Raw genomic sequence first — 22,529 nt, 5'->3', positions numbered from 1 at the left:
GGGGAAAAAATGAAAGCAAAATTTCCAGATGGATTTTATTGGGGCGGGGCGACAGCTGCCAATCAATTAGAAGGAGCATATCAAGCGGATGGCAAAGGAATGTCAATCAGTGATCTGCTTCTGGGAGGCGATGTGAACACGCCTCGGCGAATCACCACAGAAATTGAAGAAGGTGCTTTTTATCCAAGTCATGAGGCGATTGATCATTTTCATCGATACAAAGAGGATATTGCTTTATTTGCAGAAATGGGATTTAAGCTATATCGCTTTTCTATCGCATGGACTCGTATTTTTCCGACCGGTTTAGAGAAAGTGCCAAATGAAGAAGGGTTAAAGTTTTACGATGATCTGATCTCAGAATTAAAGAAGTACGAGATAGAACCGATGGTCTCATTGTCTCATTATGAATCACCGATAGAAATGACAAAACAGTTCAATGGCTGGGAAAGCAGAGAAATGATTGAATCGTATGAAAGATTCGCCAAGACGGTCATTGATCGTTATCAAGATGATGTGAAATATTGGCTAACATTCAATGAAATCAATATTTTATCCAGGGATGTAGGGGTGGGTACGTATTTAGGTGGAGGAATGTATCCAAAAGATATTGATGATTTTTTGAATACTCAAAATATCGATAACAGTCAGCAACGGTTTCAGGCACTCCACCACCAATTCGTTGCAAGTGCCCGAGTGATTAAATACGCAAAAAGTCTACACAAAAATTTGCAAATGGGCTGTATGATTGCCTATCGAATGATTTATCCGTTGTCTTCTCATCCAGAGGATATTCGCTTCGCACAAGAGATGACTAATATCAGTAATTTTTACTGTGGTGATGTTCAAGTGAAAGGGCGCTATCCATATTTTGCTAAAAAGTTTTGGCAAGATAGAGGAATCGATCTTACTATCGAAGCAGGAGATTTAGAAGTACTGAAAGAGGGCACTGTTGATTTCTATACGTTTTCTTACTACCAATCTTCCACTGTGACTAAAGTAAATAATCAAGCCGAAAAGCAAACGGGGAATTTTTTCAATGGGGTTAAAAATCCGCATCTTACAGCGAGTGAATGGGGCTGGGAAATTGATCCATTAGGATTACGCATCGCGTTAAATCAAATTTATGAGCGCTATGAAATTCCCTTGATGGTGGTCGAAAATGGGTTGGGTGCAATGGATACCCTAATTGAAAAAAATGGTGAATATACAGTCGAGGATGATTATCGTATCGACTATTTACGAAGACATATTAAGGCAATGGCTGATGCTATTGCAGATGGCGTTGATCTTATCGGCTATACTTCTTGGGGGCCCATCGACCTTGTTTCAGCAGGAACTGGACAAATGGCAAAACGCTACGGGTTTATTTATGTAGACAAGCATGACGATGGGACTGGCTCGTTGGCTCGCTATAAGAAAAAGTCCTTTTATTGGTATAAAAAAGTGATTCAATCAAATGGGGAAGGAATTAATTAGAAAATCGCAAGCTAAAGTAATTACAGAAAAAAGCGAAGGTGCTGCTGAGCCTTCGCTTTTTCGTCGCCTGCAATTGGACAGGGGGATTAATTGTGGCTGACTTCTTCGTAAAAAATGGCGTTGCGTTCTGCAATCAGTTGGGTTTCCCTTCGCTCTAATTCAAGAAAGGTTTCGTCTGCCAGCAATTCGGCAGCAGAGTAGCCGGCAGCCAAGAAATTTTCGGCATAGGTCAATTTTTGATTCGTAATGTTTCTTCGTTGCTCGGCAATGACGAGTAGCTGTTTTACATTCATATACACACTCCATTCTTTTATAAAAAGCAAGTACTAAGAAGAGGACAGCTAAGGCAGTACTTGCAAGTCAACGGTGAAGGTAGGGCTGCGCGCTTGCTTGGCTATTCATCGTTCATGAGGAGAACGTCCGGTTTGTTTCTGATCAAACGGGTTTATACGGAAGCTTTGTACTAAGTATAAAAAAATTTCCACCGTAGCAACAGAACCTAGTCGTTTACATAAAGCAACCATTGGTTTACATCCCTCGGACAATTGGGTGTTACAAGAAAATCAAGTAATTTTTCCAAGAAAACGGTGGGATTTGACGACAAAAAAACCTGCGACCAGCCTGAAGCAGTCGCAGGTTTCATAGATTAGTAGAAATAGCTTAAACGGTTTGTTTTGCTGGGCGCAGCAAGACTTCGCTGATCGCCACATGTTTAGGCTGTTGAATGGCATAAACCACTGCATTTGCTACGTCTTCTGGCGTTAGGCTGTTGCCTTCTACGCGAGAGGTTTCTTTCAAGGCTGCTTCTAGTTGAGCATTGCCGACGGTTTCAAACAATTCCGTGGAGACCATTCCTGGAGAGACGATGGTGGAGCGAATGCCATGTTCACGTTCTTCTTGGCGCAAGCCTTCCATAATTGCACGAACTGCAAACTTTGTCCCGTTGTACACGGCAGAACCTGGGTAAATGACATGTCCGGCAACTGAGTCAGTGGCGATGATCAAGCCGTCTTGCTGTTTTTGCATGATGGGCAGCACAGCGCCGATCCCGTTCAATACCCCCATGATATTGATATCCAGCATTTTTTGCCAGCTGTCATAGTTCAACTCTGCCAAGTTTCCTTGAGGCATGATGCCAGCATTATTGAAAAGAACATCAATCCGACCAAAGGAGGCCATGGCTAAATCAATGACTTGTTGGACTTGTTCGCGATTGGTGACATCAGCTGTTTGATACGAGACATTTTCTCCTAATTTTTCAGCCAGTGCTTTGATGCGCTCTTCACGGCGGGCAGCGATCACTACTTTTGCCCCTTGTTCGGCTAGTTTAACGGCAGTTGCTTCCCCAATCCCTGAAGATGCTCCCATAATTACGATAACTTTTTCTTTGATTTCTGTCATTTGTATATCCTCCAATGAATGATTTTTTCAGCGAATCCTGCTACTGCCAATGGTGAACCTGTGAGACGATAGGTGATTGACAGTACAGTGCTTGCGGTGTATTTTAATTGTAGAACCTGAAGTTAGGTTTAGGTCAAGCGATAAATATAATTTTTTTTAGGAGCGATGCAAGTGAGTTACTCGATTGGCGAAGTATCACAAACGACCAATATCCCCATCTCGACTCTGCGTTATTACGATCGAGAAGGGATGTTTCCGAAGCTGGCCCGTAGTAATGGCGGCATTCGGGTGTTTTCCGAAAAAGAAGTAGCGACGATCAAAGTGATCGATTGTTTGAAGAATACTGGCATGCCCATCAAAGACATCAAGAATTTCTTGGATTGGGGGGAGGAAGGCGATGCGTCTTTGCAGAAACGGCAGCAACTGTTTCATGAACGTCTGGAAGAAGTCACAAAGCAAATGGCAGCCTTACAAGAAACCATGAATACGATCAAATACAAATGCTGGTACTACGATACCGCGATGGCAGCAGGCACCGAAGCGGTGGTAAAAGAGTTGCCGCTAGAAGAAATACCAGAAGAAGTCCGAGCATACAAACTGTAAGTCCATCGAAAAACCACCTGCTGTTTTTGCAGGTGGTTTTTCGGTTCTACTGGTTTTTGTGGGAAAATCAACCTTGTCAGTTGCCGTTTTCTAACGGCAGTTCGGCAGTTCCATGAAAATTGGGTTTCGTTCGTCGGCAGTGTTACTCAATAACGCCTACAGGAATCAAATAGCGGGGTTCATTTTCCGGTGGCAGCTGCAGCAGCTCTGTAAGTTCATGATCTGTGAAGGCGCCGATCGGCACAGCACCTAAGCCTAACGCTTGGGCTTGTAAAAGGACATTTTGGGCGGAGTGACCGACTTCGATATAGGCATAACGTTCGATTCCTCGGTCCCCATAGCGCTCGATCAGTCGTTCATAAACCACTGTATAAAGCAATGTAGCAGGTGCCCGTTGGATCGCTTGCTGATCCAACGAACCTTCCGCCAGTGCGGTCCGAAAATCGCCGGCAAGAACTTTTGCTAAGGTATGCTGCTCAGGTTGATACAGATAAAGCCCTGGCTCAAGCCCCGTTACCTGTGTGACCACGACATAGAGGTCTAAGGGATACAAGGCACCAGCCGAAGGCGCTGTGCGGCGACCATCTTCTGTAGTGACACCGGCAGCGGCCCATAAAAGCTGTGCCAGCTGTTCTTGTGTTAGCTCAGTGTCTTGAAAATCCCGTTGCGAGCGCCGCTCGAAGAGAGCTTCCGACACACTGGTTTCCCCGACTAAGATTGGTTGCGGCAATGGAAAGGTTTCATAGGAAACCGCTGGTTCAGAAGAAGTGGCGGTGTTGGTAGTCGGTTGTTCTTCAATTGGTGCCGTATCCGCACTGCAGCCAGTGAGGAGTAAGCCCAACACCAAAAGAGCGCCTAAATGAACAAAGCGAAATCGTTTGTAACGGGTCATGAGTTTTCCTCCTTTTTCTAAGGACTTCGTGTTATTTATAAGTATAACAAGGATTGCTTTTCCATGCGCTTTTATTCACAAACGGGTGAGCAGTGACAAGCGTATCAGCTCAATCAGGTCATAGGAAAAGCAGACTTTTTAATATTTTCTAATGGCTTAAAAAGTATTTGCCATCGAGACATCATCAAGATTCTGTTATGGCTCTTTCAATCAATGATCATTGAAAAAAAATAAAGCAGACGTCTAAGTGTTATCTAAAGGAAGAGAATCATCAGAAGATGGAGAACTGCCCTTTAAGGAGCTTTCTGGAATCAATAAAGCCCCTTTGTCTCTTGCGACAAAGGGGGCGGGGCTAACTATTCATTTCTGCGACTTCTTCCTCCATATCAAATTCCAACTGTTTGGCAGCATTGAGCTGGTCGCTATAGTAGCTGGCAAGCTCTTCAGCAGATTGCGGTGTTAGATTGTTGAAGGCAAAAGTCACATAGGTGCCATGATCCTCCAGACAGATCGAATTGATGGTGAAGCGGTGTTTATCATCGTAAAAGGTATAACTTTCACCTGGTACGAATAGTTGCTCGGGATGCGTACGGATACGGAAGCCGTTAAAACTCATTTGATACATCTCGAACGTCTTTGCATCATAAGAAAGCTGACGATTGATGGCGATACTCAAGGCTTCACTATCACTTTCGATAAAACGGTTTTTCCCGATCAAAATGGCATAAAACAAGCCATAGAGGTTATAGAGCGACCAAATCAAGGTCACGATATAGCCGAATTCATAGCCTTCTCCTCGGTACAAACGATACCCAGCCACCAGACAGGCAAAGGAAATCCAAGTAAAGAGGATGATGTGGGGCAAGACGGTTCGCCAATCAAAGGCGTTGCTGCCGACGATCTCTTTTTTGGTCACGTTGAATTTTTTCTGTGATTTCATAAATTCTTTGATCAATGCCCCAGTGTGGATAGGAGCGACAAAGCAATCATAGATGTGGGAGCTTGTCAGGTTCCTGATCTTAGGGACATACAGCCGAAACGACAGGGAAATCATAATGAAAGGCGGTAAAAAGAACAGCAACAATTGATGATTGTTGCTTCTGACGATAAAGATATCAAAAACCATAAATAAGGTTGGTGCCAATAAAAAGATGATTTTTTGGAAAGAGGTAAACCAATACAAATAGGAGTTGTAATAACAAAGTTTTTGCATGAACGACAATCCTTTTAAGCGGCGCGGTTTGAAGTGGTCAAAAATTTGTTTCGTTCCTTGCGCCCACCGAGTCCGTTGTGAGGTCAGCTCTTTGGCAGTGTAAGGAGTGATCCCCAAGGCATAGGCTTTATTGATAAAAATCGTTTCATAGCCGGCGTCTTGTAAAAGCATCCCAGTCGCCATATCTTCGGTGATACTGCTGGTAGGAACGCCGCCGATCTCTTCAAGGGCACTGCGACGAATGATGGCATTGGTACCGATATGGATCAAAGCATTCTCACGAGAAAGTGCGGGTTCTAGAAAGCGCATGAATAATTCCTGTTCGTTGTACATGGATTTGCGCAGTAATTGAAAAGGATCTTTGTTATAAAATGTTTGTGGATATTGCACCAATGCAACTTTAGGATTGCGGAAATAGTCGACAGCTTCAAAAATAATGTTCTTTTTGACGATAAAGTCAGCATCCAGAAGCAAAATCAAGTCACTGCTGGTTTGGGACAAGGCATAGTTGATATTCCCAGCTTTAGCATTGGCATTTCCTTCGCGGGTCAAATAGCCGAGGTTCATTCGCTCGGCCATTTCTTTTAGTTCCTCTCGATGGCCATCATCGCAGATATAGATTTTTTTGTTGGGGTATTTCAAGGCTTTGACAGCCAGTGCGGTGGCGATCACCAGCTTGATGTCTTCATTGTAAGTACAAATAAAAGCGGCGACACTTGGCAAGAATTCTTCTGCTTCATCCCCCTCGTAGCGGTATTCTTTTGAGAGCTTATTGGAAAAAAGGTAAACAAAAAAGCCATAGACAAACAAACCAATGACTTCCGCAATATAGAGAATGATCCCAAATACTAGTGAAGCAGAACTATCCATAGGGATCGTGAAAAACAAACGCCAAACCAAGTAAATAAGCAGAAAAGCAATCGTGATCTTCGAAAACAACTGTTTGATGCGATTATTTTTCTTTGCCAGAAAATACAACAAGAAAATGACCAAAAACAACCCAGATAAATAAACCAATTCCAAACCAATCTCCTCCTTTGTTATACTAAAATAGTAATAAGTTTTTAAAAATAAATCAAAGCAAACGATTGCATGTTTTTTAACATGTAAGAAAGAAGAAGGAGGACAAGTACGAAGAAGCGAAAAAAGGACATACAAAAACCCTCCAGCAACGAATTGCTGGAGGGTTTCATTTAATTGGCAGCTGCCAATGCTGCTTGGTTTTGTTTGGCATGATAGGCTTCCACGTCTAGGATTGCCTGTTTAAACATTTCTCGCGTGATCTCATAAGGGACGTGGACGATGTCATTGGTGGTCATTGCTTTGTCTAAGATTGCCTCAAGATCGCTGGTGTCGTTAAGGCCCATATCCGCTAGGCAAACCGGCAGTTTGTTTTCCTTCATAAAGGCGTAGATGCGCTGGAAGAGGGCATCTTGCTGATCGAGTTGCAACAAGGCCAAAACGCCGTAACTAACGGATGCTCCGTGTAAATAGTCTTCCATTTTTTCCAAAACGGTCGTTCCGTAGTAAAAGGAATGGGCAAGGGCGGAGTTGTAATCATTGATGACTAAGACGGAAACTAAGCCGGTGGTCACGATGATATCCAAGACGACTTGCTCAATGGCATAAGACGGCTGATTGGCGGCACTGTCTTTCAAGGCTTGTGTGCCGTATTGCAATAAGCGTTCCGTGCACATTTTGCCGATTTGGATGCCTAACCCATCGGTGTAATCTAACTGATCGCCCCGCGCTGAAAATGTCGATTCGATCTCTTTGGAGAGGGCATCGCCGATTCCTGCCCATAAGTACTTGTCGGGGGCTTGGGCGATGATCTCACTGTCGATAAAGGCATGGGTCGGCGGTTGCGAAGGGAAAAACAACCCTTGCATCTCGCCGTTTTCTTTATAGATGACACAAACCGCGGTGACTGGTGAGCAGTTGGAGCCGATCGTTGGGAAGGTGAAGACTGGTTTGCCAGCTTTTTCCCCAACCACTTTGACGGTATCGCAAACGCGGCCGCCACCAACGGCGAATAGAACATCGGCGGCTTGGACACTTGGAGTAGCGAACAGCTGATCGACGTTTTCATAGGTCGAGTTGCCGCCGTACCACAAGGTATCCGTCACTTGGACTGCTGACGTTAAAGCGGCTTTAATCTTGTCTTCAGCTTTTTCAAGGGCGGTTTTTCCGCCGATGATCACGGCATTGGTGCCGTATGGTTTTACGATGTCATTTACTTTTTCGTAGGCGTCCGCCCCGATTGTGTAGTTTGGCAAAAAGATACTTTGACTCATACTTTTCTCCTTCTTTCTTGGCCACGAGATTGGCTAAAATTGGTCCGGTAATTTGATGGATCACCATGCCGACTGCGGCAGGGGTAACGGCTGCAGCAATGGCGGCAAAGTGGGCATTGGCTAACGAGATCGCTAGGCCAGTATTTTTCATTCCTAATTGAAACATGATGGATTTGGCTTGGGTAGCACTGACGCCCATCACACGGCTCAGACCATAGCCTGCGCCGTAGCCGATCAAGTTATGGAGCAAGACTAAGAAAATCACGATCAAGCCAGATTGGACGATGACGGCACCGTTGCGAGCGACAGTTCCTGCAACGATCAATAAGATACTGACGGAAGAAATCAACACAAATGATTGCAGAAATCGCTCGATGTGCTTGGCAATGAGTTTGTGGACGATCACCCCTAAAATGATCGGCAAAAGCACCATCTGCAAGACAGACAGGAGCATTTCCCAGAAGGAGATCTCGGTGTACTGACCAGCTAAGACATAAACCAAAAAGGGTGTAACGACGGTCGCTAACAAGGTTGATACCGTGGTCATGGAAACGGTGAGGGCGACATCGCCTTTGCCGATGAAGGTCATGACATTGCTGGCGGTTCCGCCAGAAACGCAGCCTAGTAAGACAAAACCGATGATCAAACCGGAAGAAAGACCAAACAGCTGCGCTAAGCCGTAAGCCACCAAAGGGCTGATGGTGAACTGGAAAAGCACCCCTAAGATGAATGCTTTGGGCTGTAAGACGACCATTTTAAACGCAGCAACGTTTAGAGTCATCCCCATACAAAACATGATGATGCTCAAAAGAATCGTTGTACGAGGCGGAATCCATAAGAAGGGTTGCGGGAAAAAATAAGAGACGATCATCAATAAAATCATGATGTAGATCAAATACTTGTTTACAAAAGCAGCGATCGTGTTGACGGTTTTCATAATAAAAAATCATCCTTCCTTTTTTCTGCTTGACCAATCAAGTGTCCAAACAGAAGGGGTCTTTAGAATAAGTGCAGTGCATAACCGCGGGGAATCGGCAGCAGTTGGTCAACGAGCGTTTTGGATCTATCTGACATCAAGGTGTCAGCTTGCAAAAGGCCGCTTTCTTGAAAATGGGTATAAAAAAACACTCCATCTCAAGAAGCTGTTCTTCTTTTTGGATGCAATGTGAATAGGGACTCTTTGAATGTATAAAATCAAACAGTCCCGACTATAATAATAAAATAATTCGTTTGCTAACATTGGTGTGGGTCATATACGCCACCGTCCTTTTCTTTATTTGGAATTTTCTAAATATTTAAATTATTTCTACCTAGTCTACAAAAGAGTCAACGCTTTGTCAATCGTTTGAGAAAATTTTTTTCATTTTTTTGGGTGTTTTTTAAAAAACATGGGTTTCTATGGGGAAAAACAGCAAGAATTGGTTTGTGCTGTGCTTTTTTTCCCTTCGTTTAGAAACAGAATAGTTGTTGGATCTTGGTTTTTGTCCTACGATGATACTAGCAAGAGTTGGAAAAAGAAACGAGAGGAGCAAAGAAAATGAAAATTTTTGTCGTTGGTGCTACTGGACGAGTAGGCCAAAAATTGATCACCTTTCTAGAAAAACAAGGACACATCGTTTATGCTGGTGCGCGCAGCAGTGAGAAAATCACAGAAACGGAGACGATCAAGCCCGTGTTCTTTGATTTACACACGGAACCGGAAGAGATGGCGGCGAAATTCGCAGATGCGGAAGCGGTATACTTCGTGGCGGGTTCCCGAGGCAAAGACTTGCTGCAATCTGATCTGTATGGTGCGGTCAAAGTGATGCAAGCCGCTGAAGCAAAAGGAATTAAGCGCTACATCCACCTTAGCTCAGCCTATGCCTTAGAACCTGAACAGTGGCAAAGGGAAGGCATGGCGTCATTGATGGATTACACGATCGCCAAATTTTTCTCTGATCGCTGGCTGATCGACAACACCGCACTAGACTATACGATTTTGCAGCCGGGTGCGTTGAAAGAAACGCCAGGTTCTAGTTTGATCGAGATCAGTGAAACGACCTCTGGTGCGATCCCCATCGAGGATGTCGCCGTCCTGTTAGGTGAAATGCTGGAACGTCCAGCAACTTATCAAAAAGTCATCAAAGTCCAAGCTGGGGAAACCCCCATCAGCGAGGCACTGGATCAGCTTTAAGGCGAGCCTTTGGGCTTGAAGAGAATCTACTGAAGGAGCTGTACGGCAATGAATCGTTGGCGTGCGGCTTTTTTTTGTGAAGAAGCCAGCCACTTTTCATTTTTGAAAGCGGTGACTCTTGACTTTGGAAAAATAGTTTGTTACGCTTATTGCTAACTTTAGAGGGGGTGGTAAACGAATGTCAAGCGACTCGAGTGACGGTGAGCAGAAACACTATTTTGACTTGCCTTACTTTTTAATTGAATAGGAGACAAACAACAGCGCGTTATTTAGGAGCAGTTTCTAAATGAGGGGCTTATTTGTGTTATCCATCAATGAAAAAGAAAAGGAAGAAGAAAAAAATGAATAAAAAAGAGTTTCAGTTATCAGTGTCAGAAACAATCGAACAGTATCAGGTGCCGTCAATCGATCAAGGGTTGACTGAGGCGCAAGTAACCGAGCGGTTAGAAACCTACGGATTGAACCAATTAGCGGTCAAAAAAACCGCCAAGTGGCGTTTGCTGCTGCGACAATTCCATAACACGATCATCTACATTTTGATTTTCTCTGCCATCTTAACGCTGCTGATGGGGCATTTCTCTGATGCCGTGATCATTGGCATCGTCGTGCTGGTCAATGCGTTGATCGGTTATTACCAAGAAGCGAATGCTTCCGATGCGTTAGAACGGATCAAAGAGATGCTATCAGCAGAAGCCACGGTCTATCGGAATGGGATTCGTCAAGATATTCCAGCTGCCGAAGTCGTTCCAGGGGATGTCGTATTCCTAGAAGCTGGTGACAATGTGCCCGCAGATCTGCGAATCATCGAAGCCGACAACTTGCGTATCCAAGAATCCGCCTTGACTGGTGAAGCCGATTCGGTGGAAAAAATAACAGATGCCTTAATGGATGAAGCAACTCCATTAGCGGAACAACGGAATTTGGCGTTTGCTTCGACTTCCGTGACGTCAGGAAGCGGGAAAGGGATCGTGATCGCTACTGGCGTCACGACTGAGATCGGGAAAATCTCAGCTGAAGTCAATCAAACGGAAGAACGAAAAACACCGTTGATGAAAGAGATCGATGGACTGGGGAAAGGCATCACCTATGTGATTATGGGCGTGGCGGTCTTGCTATTTGTCGTCAGTTTGTTCCAGCAAACCTATGCGATCTCTGTCTTATCCTTAGCCGTTGTCACCATGATCGTCGGCTCGATCCCAGAAGGATTGCCAGCAACGACCTCGGTGGTTTTGGCGATGGGTGTCAGCGACATGGCAAAAAACAAGCACACCATCATCAAAACGCTGCCAGCGGTTGAAACGCTAGGCTCAGTGGATGTGATCGCGACGGATAAAACAGGTACCCTGACCAAAAATGAAATGACGGTCAAAGACATCGTATTGGCTGAGCAGGAATATGAAGTGACGGGTGACGGCTATGCGCCGGTGGGAGAAATTCGTCCAAAGCAGGAGGACGTCCACGCGCAAGACACCTTGCAGTTGTTTTTGGAAGCTGGTTACGAAGCCAACGATACGGTACTGGTCCCAGAAGGAAATCACTGGACGATCAATGGGGAACCAACAGACGGCTCCTTTTTGACGCTGTATCATAAGCAGTTTGCCTATCCGCAAGCACCTGCTTACCAAGAGCTGGATATGCTGCCCTTTGATTCGGACAACCGCTACATGGCGAAACTAGTGGCAAACCCTGCGGGGGAACGCTTGCTATTTGTTAAAGGCTCCCCAGATAAATTGTTTGAAATGGTGCAAAAACAAGCGGCGCCTTTTGATGAAGCCTATTGGACAGGCCATGTCCGCCGCTTGTCGGCAGAAGGCAAACGAGTGGTAGCGGTGGGCTATCAGAAAGTTTCGATCGATCACATTGATGAAACGATTTTTGAGCAAGGGCTGCAATTACTGGGAATCGCTGGGATCATCGATCCGCCGCGAGAAGAAGTGATTGCCTCCCTGAAGGAAATGAACCAAGCCGGTGTTCAAGTGAAAATGATCACTGGCGATCACCCTTTGACCGCCAAAGCGATTGGGGAAAAGCTTGGCTTAGCGGATGAGATTCACGTCGTGACTGGTGCCGAGTTGGATCAGATGAGTGAAGCCGAATTTCAAAATGCTGCCTTGACGAATCAAGTCTTTGCACGAACCACACCGAAAAATAAATTGGACATTATCAAAGCGCTACAAGCCAAAGGCAAAGTCACGGCGATGACAGGGGACGGCGTTAACGATGCCCCTGCGTTGAAGCGGGCGGATATCGGTGTAGCGATGGGGATCAGCGGCACGGATGTAGCCAAAGATTCTGCTGATATGATCTTGACCGATGACAATTTCGGTACCATGTCCTTAGCGATTCGCGAAGGACGCAGGATCTATGACAACATCAAAAAGAGCATTCTGTTTCTGTTGCCGACATCTTTTGCCGAAGGGCTGATCATTGCCTTTACGATCATGATGCAAAAAGAATTGCCGCTGCAGGCGACACAACTGCTGTGGATCAACATGGTTTCTGCTATTACGATCCAGTTTGCGTTTATCTTTGAACCAGCAGAGTCTGGGATCATGAGCCGCAAGCCGCGAAAGACAGGCAATAAATTGTTGAATCGTCACGATATTTGGCAGATGGCGTATGTGTCGATCTTGATGGCAGTCATCAGTTTGATCGCCCATGACTGGCTCTTGCTGCAAGGCGTCAGCGAAGCCGTTGCTAGTACCATGATGGTCAATATCGTGGTCTTGAGTAAGATTTTCTATTTATTCAACATCCGTACCAGTGCATCAGCGTTTTCTAAAGCTTCCTTCACCAATCCAAAAGCGTTCGTGATCATTGGTGTGATGCTAGTTCTGCAACTGTTATTGACCTATGTTCCATTTATGCAAAGCGCCTTTCATACGGAGGACATGTCCTTGATCGGCTGGGTCATCTCAGCAGCTTCTGGGATGGTCGTCTTACTCGTGACGGAGTTTGATAAATGGCTTCGTTCAAGAAAAAATATTTAACCTAGGTTTTCTCGTGTTTTTTTACAGGCAAAATCGCCTTGCTGCAGCTTAGGAAAATGGCGGAACGACAAGGGATTTCTGCTGTCGCTGCTTTGGGGTTGCCAAAAGAAAAAGCCAAGAGGAATTCCTATCGGCCTGTAATCAGGCCTATTGACAAACAAAAATGGTCGGGCTAAAATGCACATGAATTGAATAGTATTCTTCGGGGCAGGGTGTAATTCCCGACCGACGGTGACAAGCGCAATGCTTGAAGTCCGTGACCCGCATAGCTATGCGGTGGAGCCAGTGTGAATCTGGCACCGACAGTGAAAGTCTGGATGGGAGAAGAAAAACCACAAAATTTCAAGGGGCGCAGTGCGTCTAAAATTGATTTTTTGCCGGTCTTGTTTGTCTATGCCTCGTGAGATTCTCACGAGGCATTTTTTTATTGAAAGGAGGAAGGAAGATGCATAACGAATACATGCGTTTGGCGATCGCAGAAGCCAAAAAAGGGCGTTACCAAACCTTTACCAATCCGCTAGTGGGCGCTGTGATCGTCAAAGAGCAACGGGTCATTGCTAAAGGGGCTCACTTAGTCTATGGGCAGCCCCATGCGGAACGAAACGCCATCGAACAATGCCATTCCTCCGAAGACCTAATCAATTCGACTTTATACGTGACGTTAGAACCTTGCAACCATCAAGGAAAACAGCCGCCTTGCACCCAGCTGATCATCGACAGCGGCATCAAAAAGGTAGTCATCGGCCAGTTAGACCCTAACCCGATCGTGGCTGGACAAGGCAAGCGCTTTTTAGAAGAACAGGGCATCGACGTGTTGGTGGGCATCGAAGAAACAGCGGTGCGCCGTTTGAATCCCCACTATAATTTTTATCATCAGCATCAGCGACCTTACGTGGCGTTGAAGCAAGCGATCACTTTAGATGGCCGGATCGCTCATGATGCGTTGACCCGCAGTGCGATCACTGGTTCAGCGGTTTGGCAAAACGTCCATCAAGAACGTGGAGACTATCAAGGAATCTTAGTGGGCAGTCAGACGGTGTTGACGGATGATCCCACGTTATTGACCACGGTTGAAACCAGCTTTCCGCCGATTCGCATCGTGTTAGACCGTCGGGGGCGAACGCTGTCGCAACCCCATTTGGCACTGTTTGCCGATGATTCGGCACCTGTGTGGATTTTTACGCAGCAGACAACTGTCAGTGATTTGCCAGCTCATGTGTCAGTGATCCAGCTGGAAGAGTTGACAATTGTTTCATTGCTGAAGGAGCTTGCCGCACGACAGGTCCAATCGCTTTACGTAGAAGGAGGCGCTGCGATCCATGATGCCTTTTTAGCCAGCGGACTGTGGCAAGAAAGCATTACCTATGTGGCGCCAAAGTTTCTTGGGGGCAATAGTCTCGCAAGTTTTACCAGTGAGCGTACCCCGAAACAGCTGCAGCAACTAACAGAGGTGACGGTGACTGCAGTTGGGGAAGATGTTTGCATCCGAGGAAGGAGACCAGAGGAATGTTCACAGGATTGATTCAGGAAAAAGGCCGCATCAAAGAGATCCGCAAGCAAAGCCGCACGATCCAGCTAACTTGCAGTGCGTCCGAAGGATTACTGGCGGATTACCAGATCGGAGACAGTATGGCGATCAACGGGACGTGTCTGACGGCGATCGCCAAACAAGCGTCGACGTTTACGGTGGATATCATGCCAGAAACCTTTCAACGAACCACCTTTAAACAACTCTCGGTGGGTGTCGAAGTCAATTTGGAGCGAGCGATGGCAGCGACGCAGCGTTTTGAAGGCCACTTTGTCGCAGGCCACATTGATGTAACGACCCGTTTGATCCAGAAAAAGCAGTTGGAAAATGCCTTGATCTTGACGTTTGCTTATCCTGTCAGTGTGCAAGGGGAAATCATTCCGCAAGGGTCGATTGCGATCAATGGCGTCAGTTTGACGGTTACCCAGACGACGGCACAGGCATTTTCCGTTAGCTTGATCCCCCATTCCAAAGACCAGACGACGCTGGGGCAGTTGAAACAAGGGGAGTGGGTCAATATCGAGACGGATATGATCGGGAAATATGTCAAATACCAACGAAAATGAAAGAAGGCAGACGATGCATAAAGTAGAACAAGCAGTGGAATGGTTAAAAAAAGGCGGCTTAGTGATTGTCGCCGATGATGAAAATCGGGAATCAGAAGGAGATTTGATTGGGATCGCTGAATACGCAACGCCAGAATCTGTCAATTTTATGGCGACTTATGGCCGCGGCTTGATCTGTGCACCCATCTCACAAGCAATCGCTGAAAAGCTGGCATTGCCTGAGATGACCGCCAATAATACGGATGCCTTTGGCACCGCATTTACCATCAGTGTCGATCACGTGACGACGAGTACGGGAATTTCTGCGAAAGACCGGGCAGTGACGATTGAAAAGTTGGCTGATCCTGCGTCACAGGCTGCGGATTTTTATCGCCCTGGTCATATCTTCCCATTGACCGCTCAACCTGGCGGCGTGTTGGAACGCAGAGGACATACAGAAGCGGCTGTGGATTTAGCAAAGCTTGCTGGCAGCGTGGAAGCAGCCTACATTTGTGAGATTTTAAAGGAAGATGGCACGATGGCTCGGGTCCCAGAATTGAAAAAATTAGCAGAAAAATGGCAGCTGCCGTTTTTGACCATTGATGAGTTGGCGGAATATCTACGAGGAACCACGCCTATCACGGTGGATCTGCCAACGGCTTATGGGGCGTTCCAATTGTCCTTATTTGAAGATGAGTTCGGCAATGAACACCTTTTACTAGCCAAAGGCGAGATTCAACACACTACCGAGCCGCTGTTACTACGGATCCATTCAGAGTGTTTAACAGGCGACGTCTTCGGCTCTCATCGCTGTGATTGTGGCGAACAGCTGCAAGAAGCGATGCGGCAGATCGAAGCAAAAGGCCGCGGTGCGATTTTGTATCTACGCCAAGAAGGCCGCGGTATTGGCTTGCGGAACAAGCTCCGTGCCTATCAGCTGCAGGAACAAGGCATGGATACTTATGAAGCAAATATTGCATTAGGGTTTGCAGCAGATGCCCGTCATTACACGTTTGCCGCTGATGTTTTACGTTCCTTAGAAGTGCAGGAGATTCAACTGATGACCAACAACCCTGACAAAGTGAAGGAATTAGAAAGCTTAGGGATCAAGGTCGCAGAACGGGTACCGCTGGAGATGCCTGTGCATAAAGAAAACAGCAGCTATTTGAAAACGAAGAAAGAAAAGTTTCACCATTACCTATCTATTTAATCAACCAAAGGAGAATGAGCGATGACAGTATTTGAAGGAACGTTTCAGGGAGAGGCAGTCAAAGTAGGGATCGTAGTCTCACGATTCAACGAGTTTATCACTTCCAAGTTAGTGGAAGGCGCCAAAGACAATTTGTTGCGTCATGGAGTCAAAGCAGAAAACATCGATGTGTATTGGGTTCCAGGTGCTTATGAGATTCCGTATATTACCAAAAAAATCGTTGACCACAAGCAATACGATGGGATCGTGACATTAGGTGCCTTGATTCGCGGAGCAACGACCCACTATGAATTGATCTCAAATGAAGTGGCGAAAGGCGTAGCCCAAATTGGTCTGAATGCCGACATTCCGATCATGTTTGGTGTGTTGACGACTGAAACGATCGAACAAGCCATTGAACGGGCGGGAACCAAAGCTGGCAACAAAGGCAGCGAAGCCGCTCAAGGTCTTTTGGAGATGATTTCGTTGAATCAGCAAATCCTTGGCAACGCATAGGTTTCACGTTCGAACAAAGGGAAGCTAGCAAGAACAAGCCTGCCTGAGCATAGGCATCAGACTGGAGACAGACTTCGTACAAAATGAAGTCTGTCTTTTTTTCATCATAAAAAAAACACTTGATTATTATGCCAAAGGATTCGCTTCTTCACGGGTACCGTGTTTTCGATCGGTCAATGGAGAGGAAGACGCCCAATCAATCACGAACATTAGAATAACTCTTATTTAAGGAAATTTTCAGAAAATTATTTACATTTCACAAAAGGTTCCTTATAATGACTCTATTCATTGAGAGTGATTCTCATTTGCAAATAGATGTCAAAGCAGCACATGGCTTTGGCGCTTTTCATGAGAAGAACTGTTATAAGCGAAAAAACGCACAGATGCTTCTTTTATGATGGCGGCGAGGCAACAGTCAAGGTTGTTTTTGCTGTGAAATCAGGAGGGAGTCGTGCTGAATAAAGGAGAATCACATGTCGGTAGGGTTGATTAAATCAAATCGTTGGATGGTTTCGACAATCATTTGCTGTGTTTTAGTTGTCGCCATTCTCTTATCTGCAGGAGTTGCTTTGGCAAACGGTCAAGCCAATATCACCCTTGGCGAAGTTTACCAAATTCTCTTCTATAAAATCAGCCATGGATTGGTTGGTGATCTTTCAGGCATTTCAGACGCAAACATCAATATCGTCTGGTTTGTTCGGGCACCGCGGGTCTTGCTGTCTATTTTTGTGGGCATGGGGTTAGCAATCAGCGGGGCAGTGATGCAAGCGGTGGTCCAAAATCCGCTGGCAGATCCCTATATCTTAGGAATCTCTTCTGGCGCATCCTTAGGGGCGACCTTCGCCATCTTAGTCGGTTTTGGCGGCTCGGCGCTAGTCTTACAACTGGGCTTATCGTTTGGTGCCTTTGCAGGAGCGGGGATTGCCACTATTTTGGTGCTGCTGCTTGCCAGTATCGGTGGGAAAATGACTTCCACAAAACTTGTGCTGTCGGGGACGATCGTCAGTGCCTTATGCAGCTCTGTTTCAAACTTGATCATCTATCTGGCTAGCAATGCAGAAGGGATGAAGACTGTGGCGTTTTGGTCGATGGGCAGCTTAGCCTCGGCTTCTTGGAACAAATTAGGCTTTATCGTGGTTCTGGTTTCTTTGATCACGCTGTTCTTCCTGACGCAATACCGTGTTTTGAATACGCTTTTGCTGGGAGATGAAGTTGCTTCCACCTTAGGGGTCAAGCTGACTTTCTATCGTCGTTTTTACATGCTGCTAGCAGCGCTATTAACCAGTATCATCGTTGCGAATTCTGGTATGATCGGCTTTGTCGGCTTGATCATTCCTCATATCGTACGTGGAGTCAGCGGGTCGGATCATCGCCTGTTGATGCCTTTGACCGCTTTGACAGGCGCGTTGTTTTTGATTTGGGCGGATGTGATCGCCCGCTCGACCCTGCAAGGAGTCGAACTGCCGATCGGAATCATTACAGCGCTGATTGGCGCACCGATCTTTATCTATATCATTGTCAAACGGCAATACAACTTTGGGGGGTGACGGAATGAAATTAGCAGTTGAAAAGCTCAATCTGACGATCGGGGATCAGCAGATACTAAAAGACATCTCCGTCCAAACCGCACAGGGGCAATTTGTCGGCTTGATTGGGTCCAATGGCAGCGGCAAATCTACATTGTTAAAAGCTATCTACAAAACGTTGAAACCTGACAGCGGCGACATTTATTTGGGTGAGATGAATATTTTGAAAAGTTCCGAAAAAAAAGTCGCCCAGCAAGTCAGCGTCGTCAGTCAATTCAATGAGTTGAGCTTTGATTTAACAGTAGAACAGATGGTGCTTTTAGGCCGCACGCCCCACAAGGGTTTGTTGGAACAAGACACCAAAGCCGATCATGAGCTGGTCACTGAAGCCTTAGCCAAAACAGGGTTAAGTGCCTATAGAAAACGCAGCTACCTCTCATTATCAGGAGGCGAAAAACAGCGGGTCGTCCTTGCTCGTGCCATCACCCAAGAACCGAAATTTATGATTCTCGATGAGCCGACCAATCATTTGGATATCCGTTACCAGCTGGAAATCTTAGAAACCGTCAAGCATCTGAAGATTGGCTTGTTGGCGGCGCTGCACAATTTGGAACAAGCAGCTAACTATTGCGACATCATCTATGCCTTAAAAGATGGTCGGGTCGTAGGGTATGGCGAACCAGAAACGTTGCTGACAGAAGAACTGATCGAAGAAATCTATGGCGTGAAATGCAGTATTTACCATCATCCGATCACAGGCGGATTAGGGTTTCATTATTATTTTGAAAAGGAGCAAACAGATGAATAAATGGGGAAAAATGATTGGGATAGGATTGGCAGTCTTTACATTAAGCGCTTGCGGCAATACGAAGGATGAAGGAACTTCGGCTTCTTCCTCACAGGCAGAAAGTACGTATCCCTTAACCATCAGCAACTACACCAAAGCAGAAGGCGGTACGCAGTGGACTGCCAAGGACCAAACCTTTAATGAGGCACCGAAAAAAGTCGTAGCCAACACACGACCAGCAGCGGAATTGCTGCTGCATCTCGGCCTTAAGGATCAGATTGCGGGTGTCGGTGCAACCTTTGGTGCCGCCGATGAGGAAGTTGCTGCTGATTATGCAGAACTAAACGACCTGGGCAGTGACTATATCAGTAAAGAAACGGCGCTCAGTGTGGATCCAGATTTTATTTTTGGTCGCGGGGGACTTTTCGATAACCAAGATTGGGGCGTCGGCACCGTTGATTCCTTGAACGAGATGGGTATTCCGACTTACGTCCAAGAAACCTCTGTCACTGGGGCGACATTTGATTCCGTTTATCAAGACATTGAAAACCTTGGTAAGCTCTTCAATGTCCCTGAGGCAGCCGCTACTTTTGAAAAAGAATTAAAGGATCGCCAGAGTGCCTTGGAAGAAAAAGTAGCAGACAAAGAAGAGCAAACCTTTGCCCATCTCTTTATGTCTGATCCAAGTGTGGTCAGTGTCTATGCCGCTCAAGACGAGTCTTTTTTCAACAGCAACTTTGATATGATCAAACTGAACAATGTGTTTCAAGACTATTCAGGAGAAGTCAGTGTCGAAACCTTGATCGAAACGGATCCCGATGTCTTGATCGTCGGCGACTGGTCAACGATCGAAGGCAGTGTTTCTGGTCAAGAAATCATTGAAGGCTTGTACAAAAATGACAAACTCTCCAGCATGAAAGCCATCAAAAACAAACAAGTCTACAGCATGGACTACAATTATCTCTTTGGCTACGGCTACCAAGCCTTGACTGGATTGGAAGAACTGGTAGAGCAAATGGCACAATAAGCACCTCCTATTGCATAAAAAGGAGAACCAACTTTTTATATAATAGAAGAAAACCAACGTTTCACTGGCCGATCGACCACAGAAACGTTGGTTTTTTGTATTTGGGAAAAGCAACCTTTGCCGCTGCCCGTTCCGCAACAAGTAACCCGTTAGCTGTTTTTTTCTGTCACGTGGTCCATTTGATAGCGAGACAATAGCTTCTCTTTGTGTTTTTGCATGATCGTCTCTAGAGAAATATCGTAGTTATCAGCGAGAATAAATAAGTTATCCAGTACATCGCCCAATTCTTCCGTCAGGTTTGCCAGTTTTTCTTCTGGCAAGCCTTCTTGTTCATCGGGACGGTCACGACCGATCTCCAATGTTCGAATGGCACGGCTCACTTCCCCGACTTCTTCTGCTAAAAAATTCGCCCGAATAAACGGATCGTACTGATACCAATTGCGGGCTTTGTAGAAGTCACTGATAAATCGTTGATACTCCTCAATGTTCATAAATTTTTTTCCATCCTTTCCCAGAACCTTTATCAGAATCATGATATACTATTTCAAAATGATTGAGAAGGATGATGGAGAGTTTTATGAAAATTGCAGTCTATTGTGGTGCCAGTGTCGGTAATGAACCTAGTTTTGCAACAGCCGCTCAAGAATTGGGGCAGTGGATCGCTTCACGGAAAAATACGCTGGTCTATGGCGGCGGAAAAGCGGGCTTGATGGGCGTGCTGGCAGATGCTGTCTTAGAAAATGGCGGTCAGGTGATCGGGGTGATCCCAACCTTTTTGAAAGATCGGGAACTAGCACATCCTGGATTGACCGAACTCCATGTCGTCGAGACGATGTCAGAAAGAAAACGAAAAATGTTCGAATTGTCGCAGGCCTTTGTCGCACTGCCAGGTGGTCCGGGTACGCTGGAAGAAATCACGGAGATGATCTCGTGGTCAAGAATCGGTCAAAACCCGAATCCTTGTGCTTTTTATGATGTGAACAACTTTTACCGCGCAACGAGAGCCTTGTATGACAACATGGTGGAAAATGAGTTCTTGACGCAAGCCGATCGCGAAAAAATCGGCTTTGCGCAAACAACTCAGGAGCTTGAAGCTTTTATTCAAGCCTACGAACCGCCAGTTATTCGGCAATATTAAGCGTCTGTTGCAAAAGAGCAAGGCGAAGCACCGGCGGGTGTCGTCTTGCTCTTTTGCTTCTTTGACGCATTCTTAGTATAATGGGGTTTGTTTTGCAAGTGGGGGTCATAAAAGAAGATCCTTGGACAAAGAAATGGAGCGTAAATCATGACAACAAATTTTTGGGCTGAATTGCCGAAGCCTTTTTTTATCCTAGCACCAATGGAAGATGTCACCGATGTCGTTTTTCGACATGTCGTTCAAGCTGCCGGCGCACCAGATGTTTTCTTTACGGAATTTACCAACTCCGATAGTTACTGCCATCCAGAAGGACGCGACAGTGTGCGGGGACGTTTAGTCTTCACCGAAGATGAGCAACCGATGGTGGCACACATTTGGGGCGATAAGCCAGAGTATTTCCGTGAGATGAGTATCGGCTTAGCGGAGATGGGCTTTAAAGGGATCGACTTAAATATGGGCTGCCCAGTGCCGAACGTTGCTGGACGAGGCAAAGGCAGCGGCTTGATCTTGCGACCAGAAGTTGCTGCTGAGCTGATCCAAGCAGCCAAAGCTGGCGGTCTGCCGGTCAGTGTCAAGACTCGTTTGGGCTATACCGAACTAGGAGAAATGGAAGCCTGGTTGACCCATGTCCTGCAACAGGATATCGCCAACCTTTCGATCCATTTGCGAACCCGCAAAGAAATGAGCAAGGTCGACGCCCATTGGGAATTGATTCCTGAAGTGGTTGCCTTGCGGGATAGAATCGCCCCACAAACGAAGCTGACGATCAACGGCGATATCCCTGATCGTACCAAAGGTTTAGAGCTAGCAGAAAAATATGGCGTGGACGGAATCATGATCGGTCGGGGTATTTTCAAGAATCCCTATGCCTTTGAAAAAGAACCGAAAGAGCATACCTCAGAAGAGCTATTAGGCTTGTTGCAGCTGCAATTAGACTTGCAGGACCATTACGCCAAAATGGTGCCGCGCTCGATCGCAGGATTGCATCGTTTCTTTAAAATCTATGTCAAAGGCTTCCCTGGAGCCAGTGATTTGCGGGCAAAATTGATGAATACGAAATCAACGGATGAAGTTCGGCAACTGCTGTCAGAGTTTGCTGAGAAAAAGAACCACGAGGAAAGTATTGAAGCGTAAGTTTCAATGCTTTTTTTGTTTTTGGTTGCTGTACCCGCTCTCATTGTCAATCCTTTCTTGACAATAGATAGGTACCTATGTAAAATGGAGAGCGGAC

General features: G+C 45.9%; 20 protein-coding genes and 1 riboswitch. Of the genes, 13 read left to right on the top strand and 7 right to left on the bottom strand.

Going from position 1 to position 22,529, the window contains the following annotated elements; genetic code table 11:
• Window positions 1-9 precede the first annotated feature (9 nt).
• Window positions 10-1,476 carry a glycoside hydrolase family 1 protein gene (locus tag IGI77_RS16575; RefSeq protein WP_438770365.1) on the top strand — a complete coding sequence of 489 codons (1,467 nt, stop codon included), beginning with the start codon at window positions 10-12 and terminating at the stop codon, window positions 1,474-1,476.
• A gap of 86 nt (window positions 1,477-1,562) precedes the next feature.
• Here the strand turns inward: IGI77_RS16575 and IGI77_RS16570 are convergent, their stop codons facing one another.
• On the bottom strand, window positions 1,563-1,769 hold the full coding sequence (locus IGI77_RS16570) for a hypothetical protein (RefSeq protein ID WP_008380254.1): 207 nt from the start codon (window positions 1,767-1,769) through the stop codon (window positions 1,563-1,565).
• Window positions 1,770-2,136: 367 nt separating this feature from the next.
• On the bottom strand, window positions 2,137-2,877 hold the full coding sequence (locus IGI77_RS16565; protein ID WP_438770364.1) for an SDR family oxidoreductase: 741 nt from the start codon (window positions 2,875-2,877) through the stop codon (window positions 2,137-2,139).
• 165 nt (window positions 2,878-3,042) lie between these two features.
• On the opposite strand from IGI77_RS16565, the gene IGI77_RS16560 reads away from it, so the two are divergent.
• The gene (locus IGI77_RS16560; RefSeq protein WP_005230594.1) at window positions 3,043-3,480 is read left to right on the top strand and encodes a MerR family transcriptional regulator; all 438 of its coding nucleotides are present in this window, start codon (window positions 3,043-3,045) and stop codon (window positions 3,478-3,480) included.
• Window positions 3,481-3,622: 142 nt separating this feature from the next.
• Here the strand turns inward: IGI77_RS16560 and IGI77_RS16555 are convergent, their stop codons facing one another.
• The 4 genes from IGI77_RS16555 to IGI77_RS16540 all read right to left on the bottom strand — a co-directional run bounded on the left by IGI77_RS16555 (window position 3,623) and on the right by IGI77_RS16540 (window position 8,816).
• A complete protein-coding gene (locus IGI77_RS16555) occupies window positions 3,623-4,372 on the bottom strand; it encodes a SagB/ThcOx family dehydrogenase (RefSeq protein WP_438770363.1) in 750 nt (249 codons plus the stop codon).
• A gap of 352 nt (window positions 4,373-4,724) precedes the next feature.
• Window positions 4,725-6,608 carry a glycosyltransferase family 2 protein gene (locus tag IGI77_RS16550; protein ID WP_074536495.1) on the bottom strand — a complete coding sequence of 628 codons (1,884 nt, stop codon included), beginning with the start codon at window positions 6,606-6,608 and terminating at the stop codon, window positions 4,725-4,727.
• Between the two features lie 170 nt (window positions 6,609-6,778).
• Window positions 6,779-7,879, bottom strand: coding sequence for an iron-containing alcohol dehydrogenase family protein (locus IGI77_RS16545; protein ID WP_017144437.1), 1,101 nt, complete (start codon window positions 7,877-7,879; stop codon window positions 6,779-6,781).
• Window positions 7,815-8,816, bottom strand: coding sequence for a bile acid:sodium symporter family protein (locus IGI77_RS16540; protein WP_010748949.1), 1,002 nt, complete (start codon window positions 8,814-8,816; stop codon window positions 7,815-7,817). The genes IGI77_RS16545 and IGI77_RS16540 overlap by 65 nt, the downstream gene beginning before the upstream one ends.
• Before the next feature lie 600 nt (window positions 8,817-9,416).
• Here IGI77_RS16540 and IGI77_RS16535 point away from each other — a divergent pair.
• The 9 genes from IGI77_RS16535 to IGI77_RS16495 all read left to right on the top strand — a co-directional run bounded on the left by IGI77_RS16535 (window position 9,417) and on the right by IGI77_RS16495 (window position 20,160).
• Window positions 9,417-10,052: an NAD(P)H-binding protein gene (locus tag IGI77_RS16535; RefSeq protein WP_005230609.1), complete on the top strand. Its 636-nt coding sequence runs from the start codon at window positions 9,417-9,419 to the stop codon at window positions 10,050-10,052.
• Window positions 10,053-10,393: 341 nt separating this feature from the next.
• A complete protein-coding gene (locus IGI77_RS16530) occupies window positions 10,394-13,042 on the top strand; it encodes an HAD-IC family P-type ATPase (RefSeq protein ID WP_438770362.1) in 2,649 nt (882 codons plus the stop codon).
• A 194-nt stretch (window positions 13,043-13,236) separates the two neighbouring features.
• A riboswitch (FMN riboswitch) is annotated at window positions 13,237-13,375 on the top strand.
• Window positions 13,376-13,487: 112 nt separating this feature from the next.
• Window positions 13,488-14,564 (top strand): bifunctional diaminohydroxyphosphoribosylaminopyrimidine deaminase/5-amino-6-(5-phosphoribosylamino)uracil reductase RibD, encoded by a 1,077-nt coding sequence (gene ribD / locus IGI77_RS16525; protein WP_115232921.1) that lies wholly within the window; start codon window positions 13,488-13,490, stop codon window positions 14,562-14,564.
• Window positions 14,549-15,136 (top strand): riboflavin synthase, encoded by a 588-nt coding sequence (locus IGI77_RS16520; RefSeq protein WP_438770361.1) that lies wholly within the window; start codon window positions 14,549-14,551, stop codon window positions 15,134-15,136. The genes ribD and IGI77_RS16520 overlap by 16 nt, the downstream gene beginning before the upstream one ends.
• A 13-nt stretch (window positions 15,137-15,149) precedes the next feature.
• Entirely contained in the window at window positions 15,150-16,325 is a 1,176-nt protein-coding gene (gene ribB / locus IGI77_RS16515) for a 3,4-dihydroxy-2-butanone-4-phosphate synthase (protein ID WP_438770360.1), read from the top strand.
• 21 nt (window positions 16,326-16,346) lie between these two features.
• Entirely contained in the window at window positions 16,347-16,820 is a 474-nt protein-coding gene (gene ribH / locus IGI77_RS16510) for a 6,7-dimethyl-8-ribityllumazine synthase (RefSeq protein WP_005230622.1), read from the top strand.
• Between the two features lie 473 nt (window positions 16,821-17,293).
• Window positions 17,294-18,367, top strand: coding sequence for a FecCD family ABC transporter permease (locus tag IGI77_RS16505; RefSeq protein WP_005233272.1), 1,074 nt, complete (start codon window positions 17,294-17,296; stop codon window positions 18,365-18,367).
• 4 nt (window positions 18,368-18,371) lie between these two features.
• Entirely contained in the window at window positions 18,372-19,154 is a 783-nt protein-coding gene (locus IGI77_RS16500) for an ABC transporter ATP-binding protein (RefSeq protein ID WP_010748955.1), read from the top strand.
• Window positions 19,147-20,160 (top strand): ABC transporter substrate-binding protein, encoded by a 1,014-nt coding sequence (locus IGI77_RS16495; RefSeq protein WP_438770359.1) that lies wholly within the window; start codon window positions 19,147-19,149, stop codon window positions 20,158-20,160. Before IGI77_RS16500 ends, IGI77_RS16495 begins: the two co-directional genes overlap by 8 nt.
• Window positions 20,161-20,309: 149 nt before the next feature.
• Here the strand turns inward: IGI77_RS16495 and IGI77_RS16490 are convergent, their stop codons facing one another.
• Complete coding sequence (locus tag IGI77_RS16490; protein WP_438770358.1) at window positions 20,310-20,651, bottom strand: MazG nucleotide pyrophosphohydrolase domain-containing protein; 342 nt, start codon at window positions 20,649-20,651, stop codon at window positions 20,310-20,312.
• An 86-nt stretch (window positions 20,652-20,737) separates the two neighbouring features.
• On the opposite strand from IGI77_RS16490, the gene IGI77_RS16485 reads away from it, so the two are divergent.
• Together IGI77_RS16485 and IGI77_RS16480 are read left to right on the top strand one after the other, a co-directional pair.
• Complete coding sequence (locus IGI77_RS16485) at window positions 20,738-21,298, top strand: TIGR00730 family Rossman fold protein (protein WP_167823289.1); 561 nt, start codon at window positions 20,738-20,740, stop codon at window positions 21,296-21,298.
• Window positions 21,299-21,445: 147 nt separating this feature from the next.
• Entirely contained in the window at window positions 21,446-22,432 is a 987-nt protein-coding gene (locus IGI77_RS16480) for a tRNA dihydrouridine synthase (RefSeq protein ID WP_438770357.1), read from the top strand.
• Window positions 22,433-22,529 lie beyond the last annotated feature (97 nt).

This window comes from Enterococcus sp. DIV0213h (assembly GCF_051711285.1).
Lineage (GTDB): Bacteria > Bacillota > Bacilli > Lactobacillales > Enterococcaceae > Enterococcus_D > Enterococcus_D casseliflavus.
Note: the sequence above shows the minus strand (reverse complement) of the source record. Positions and strands in the feature narration are given on the sequence as shown.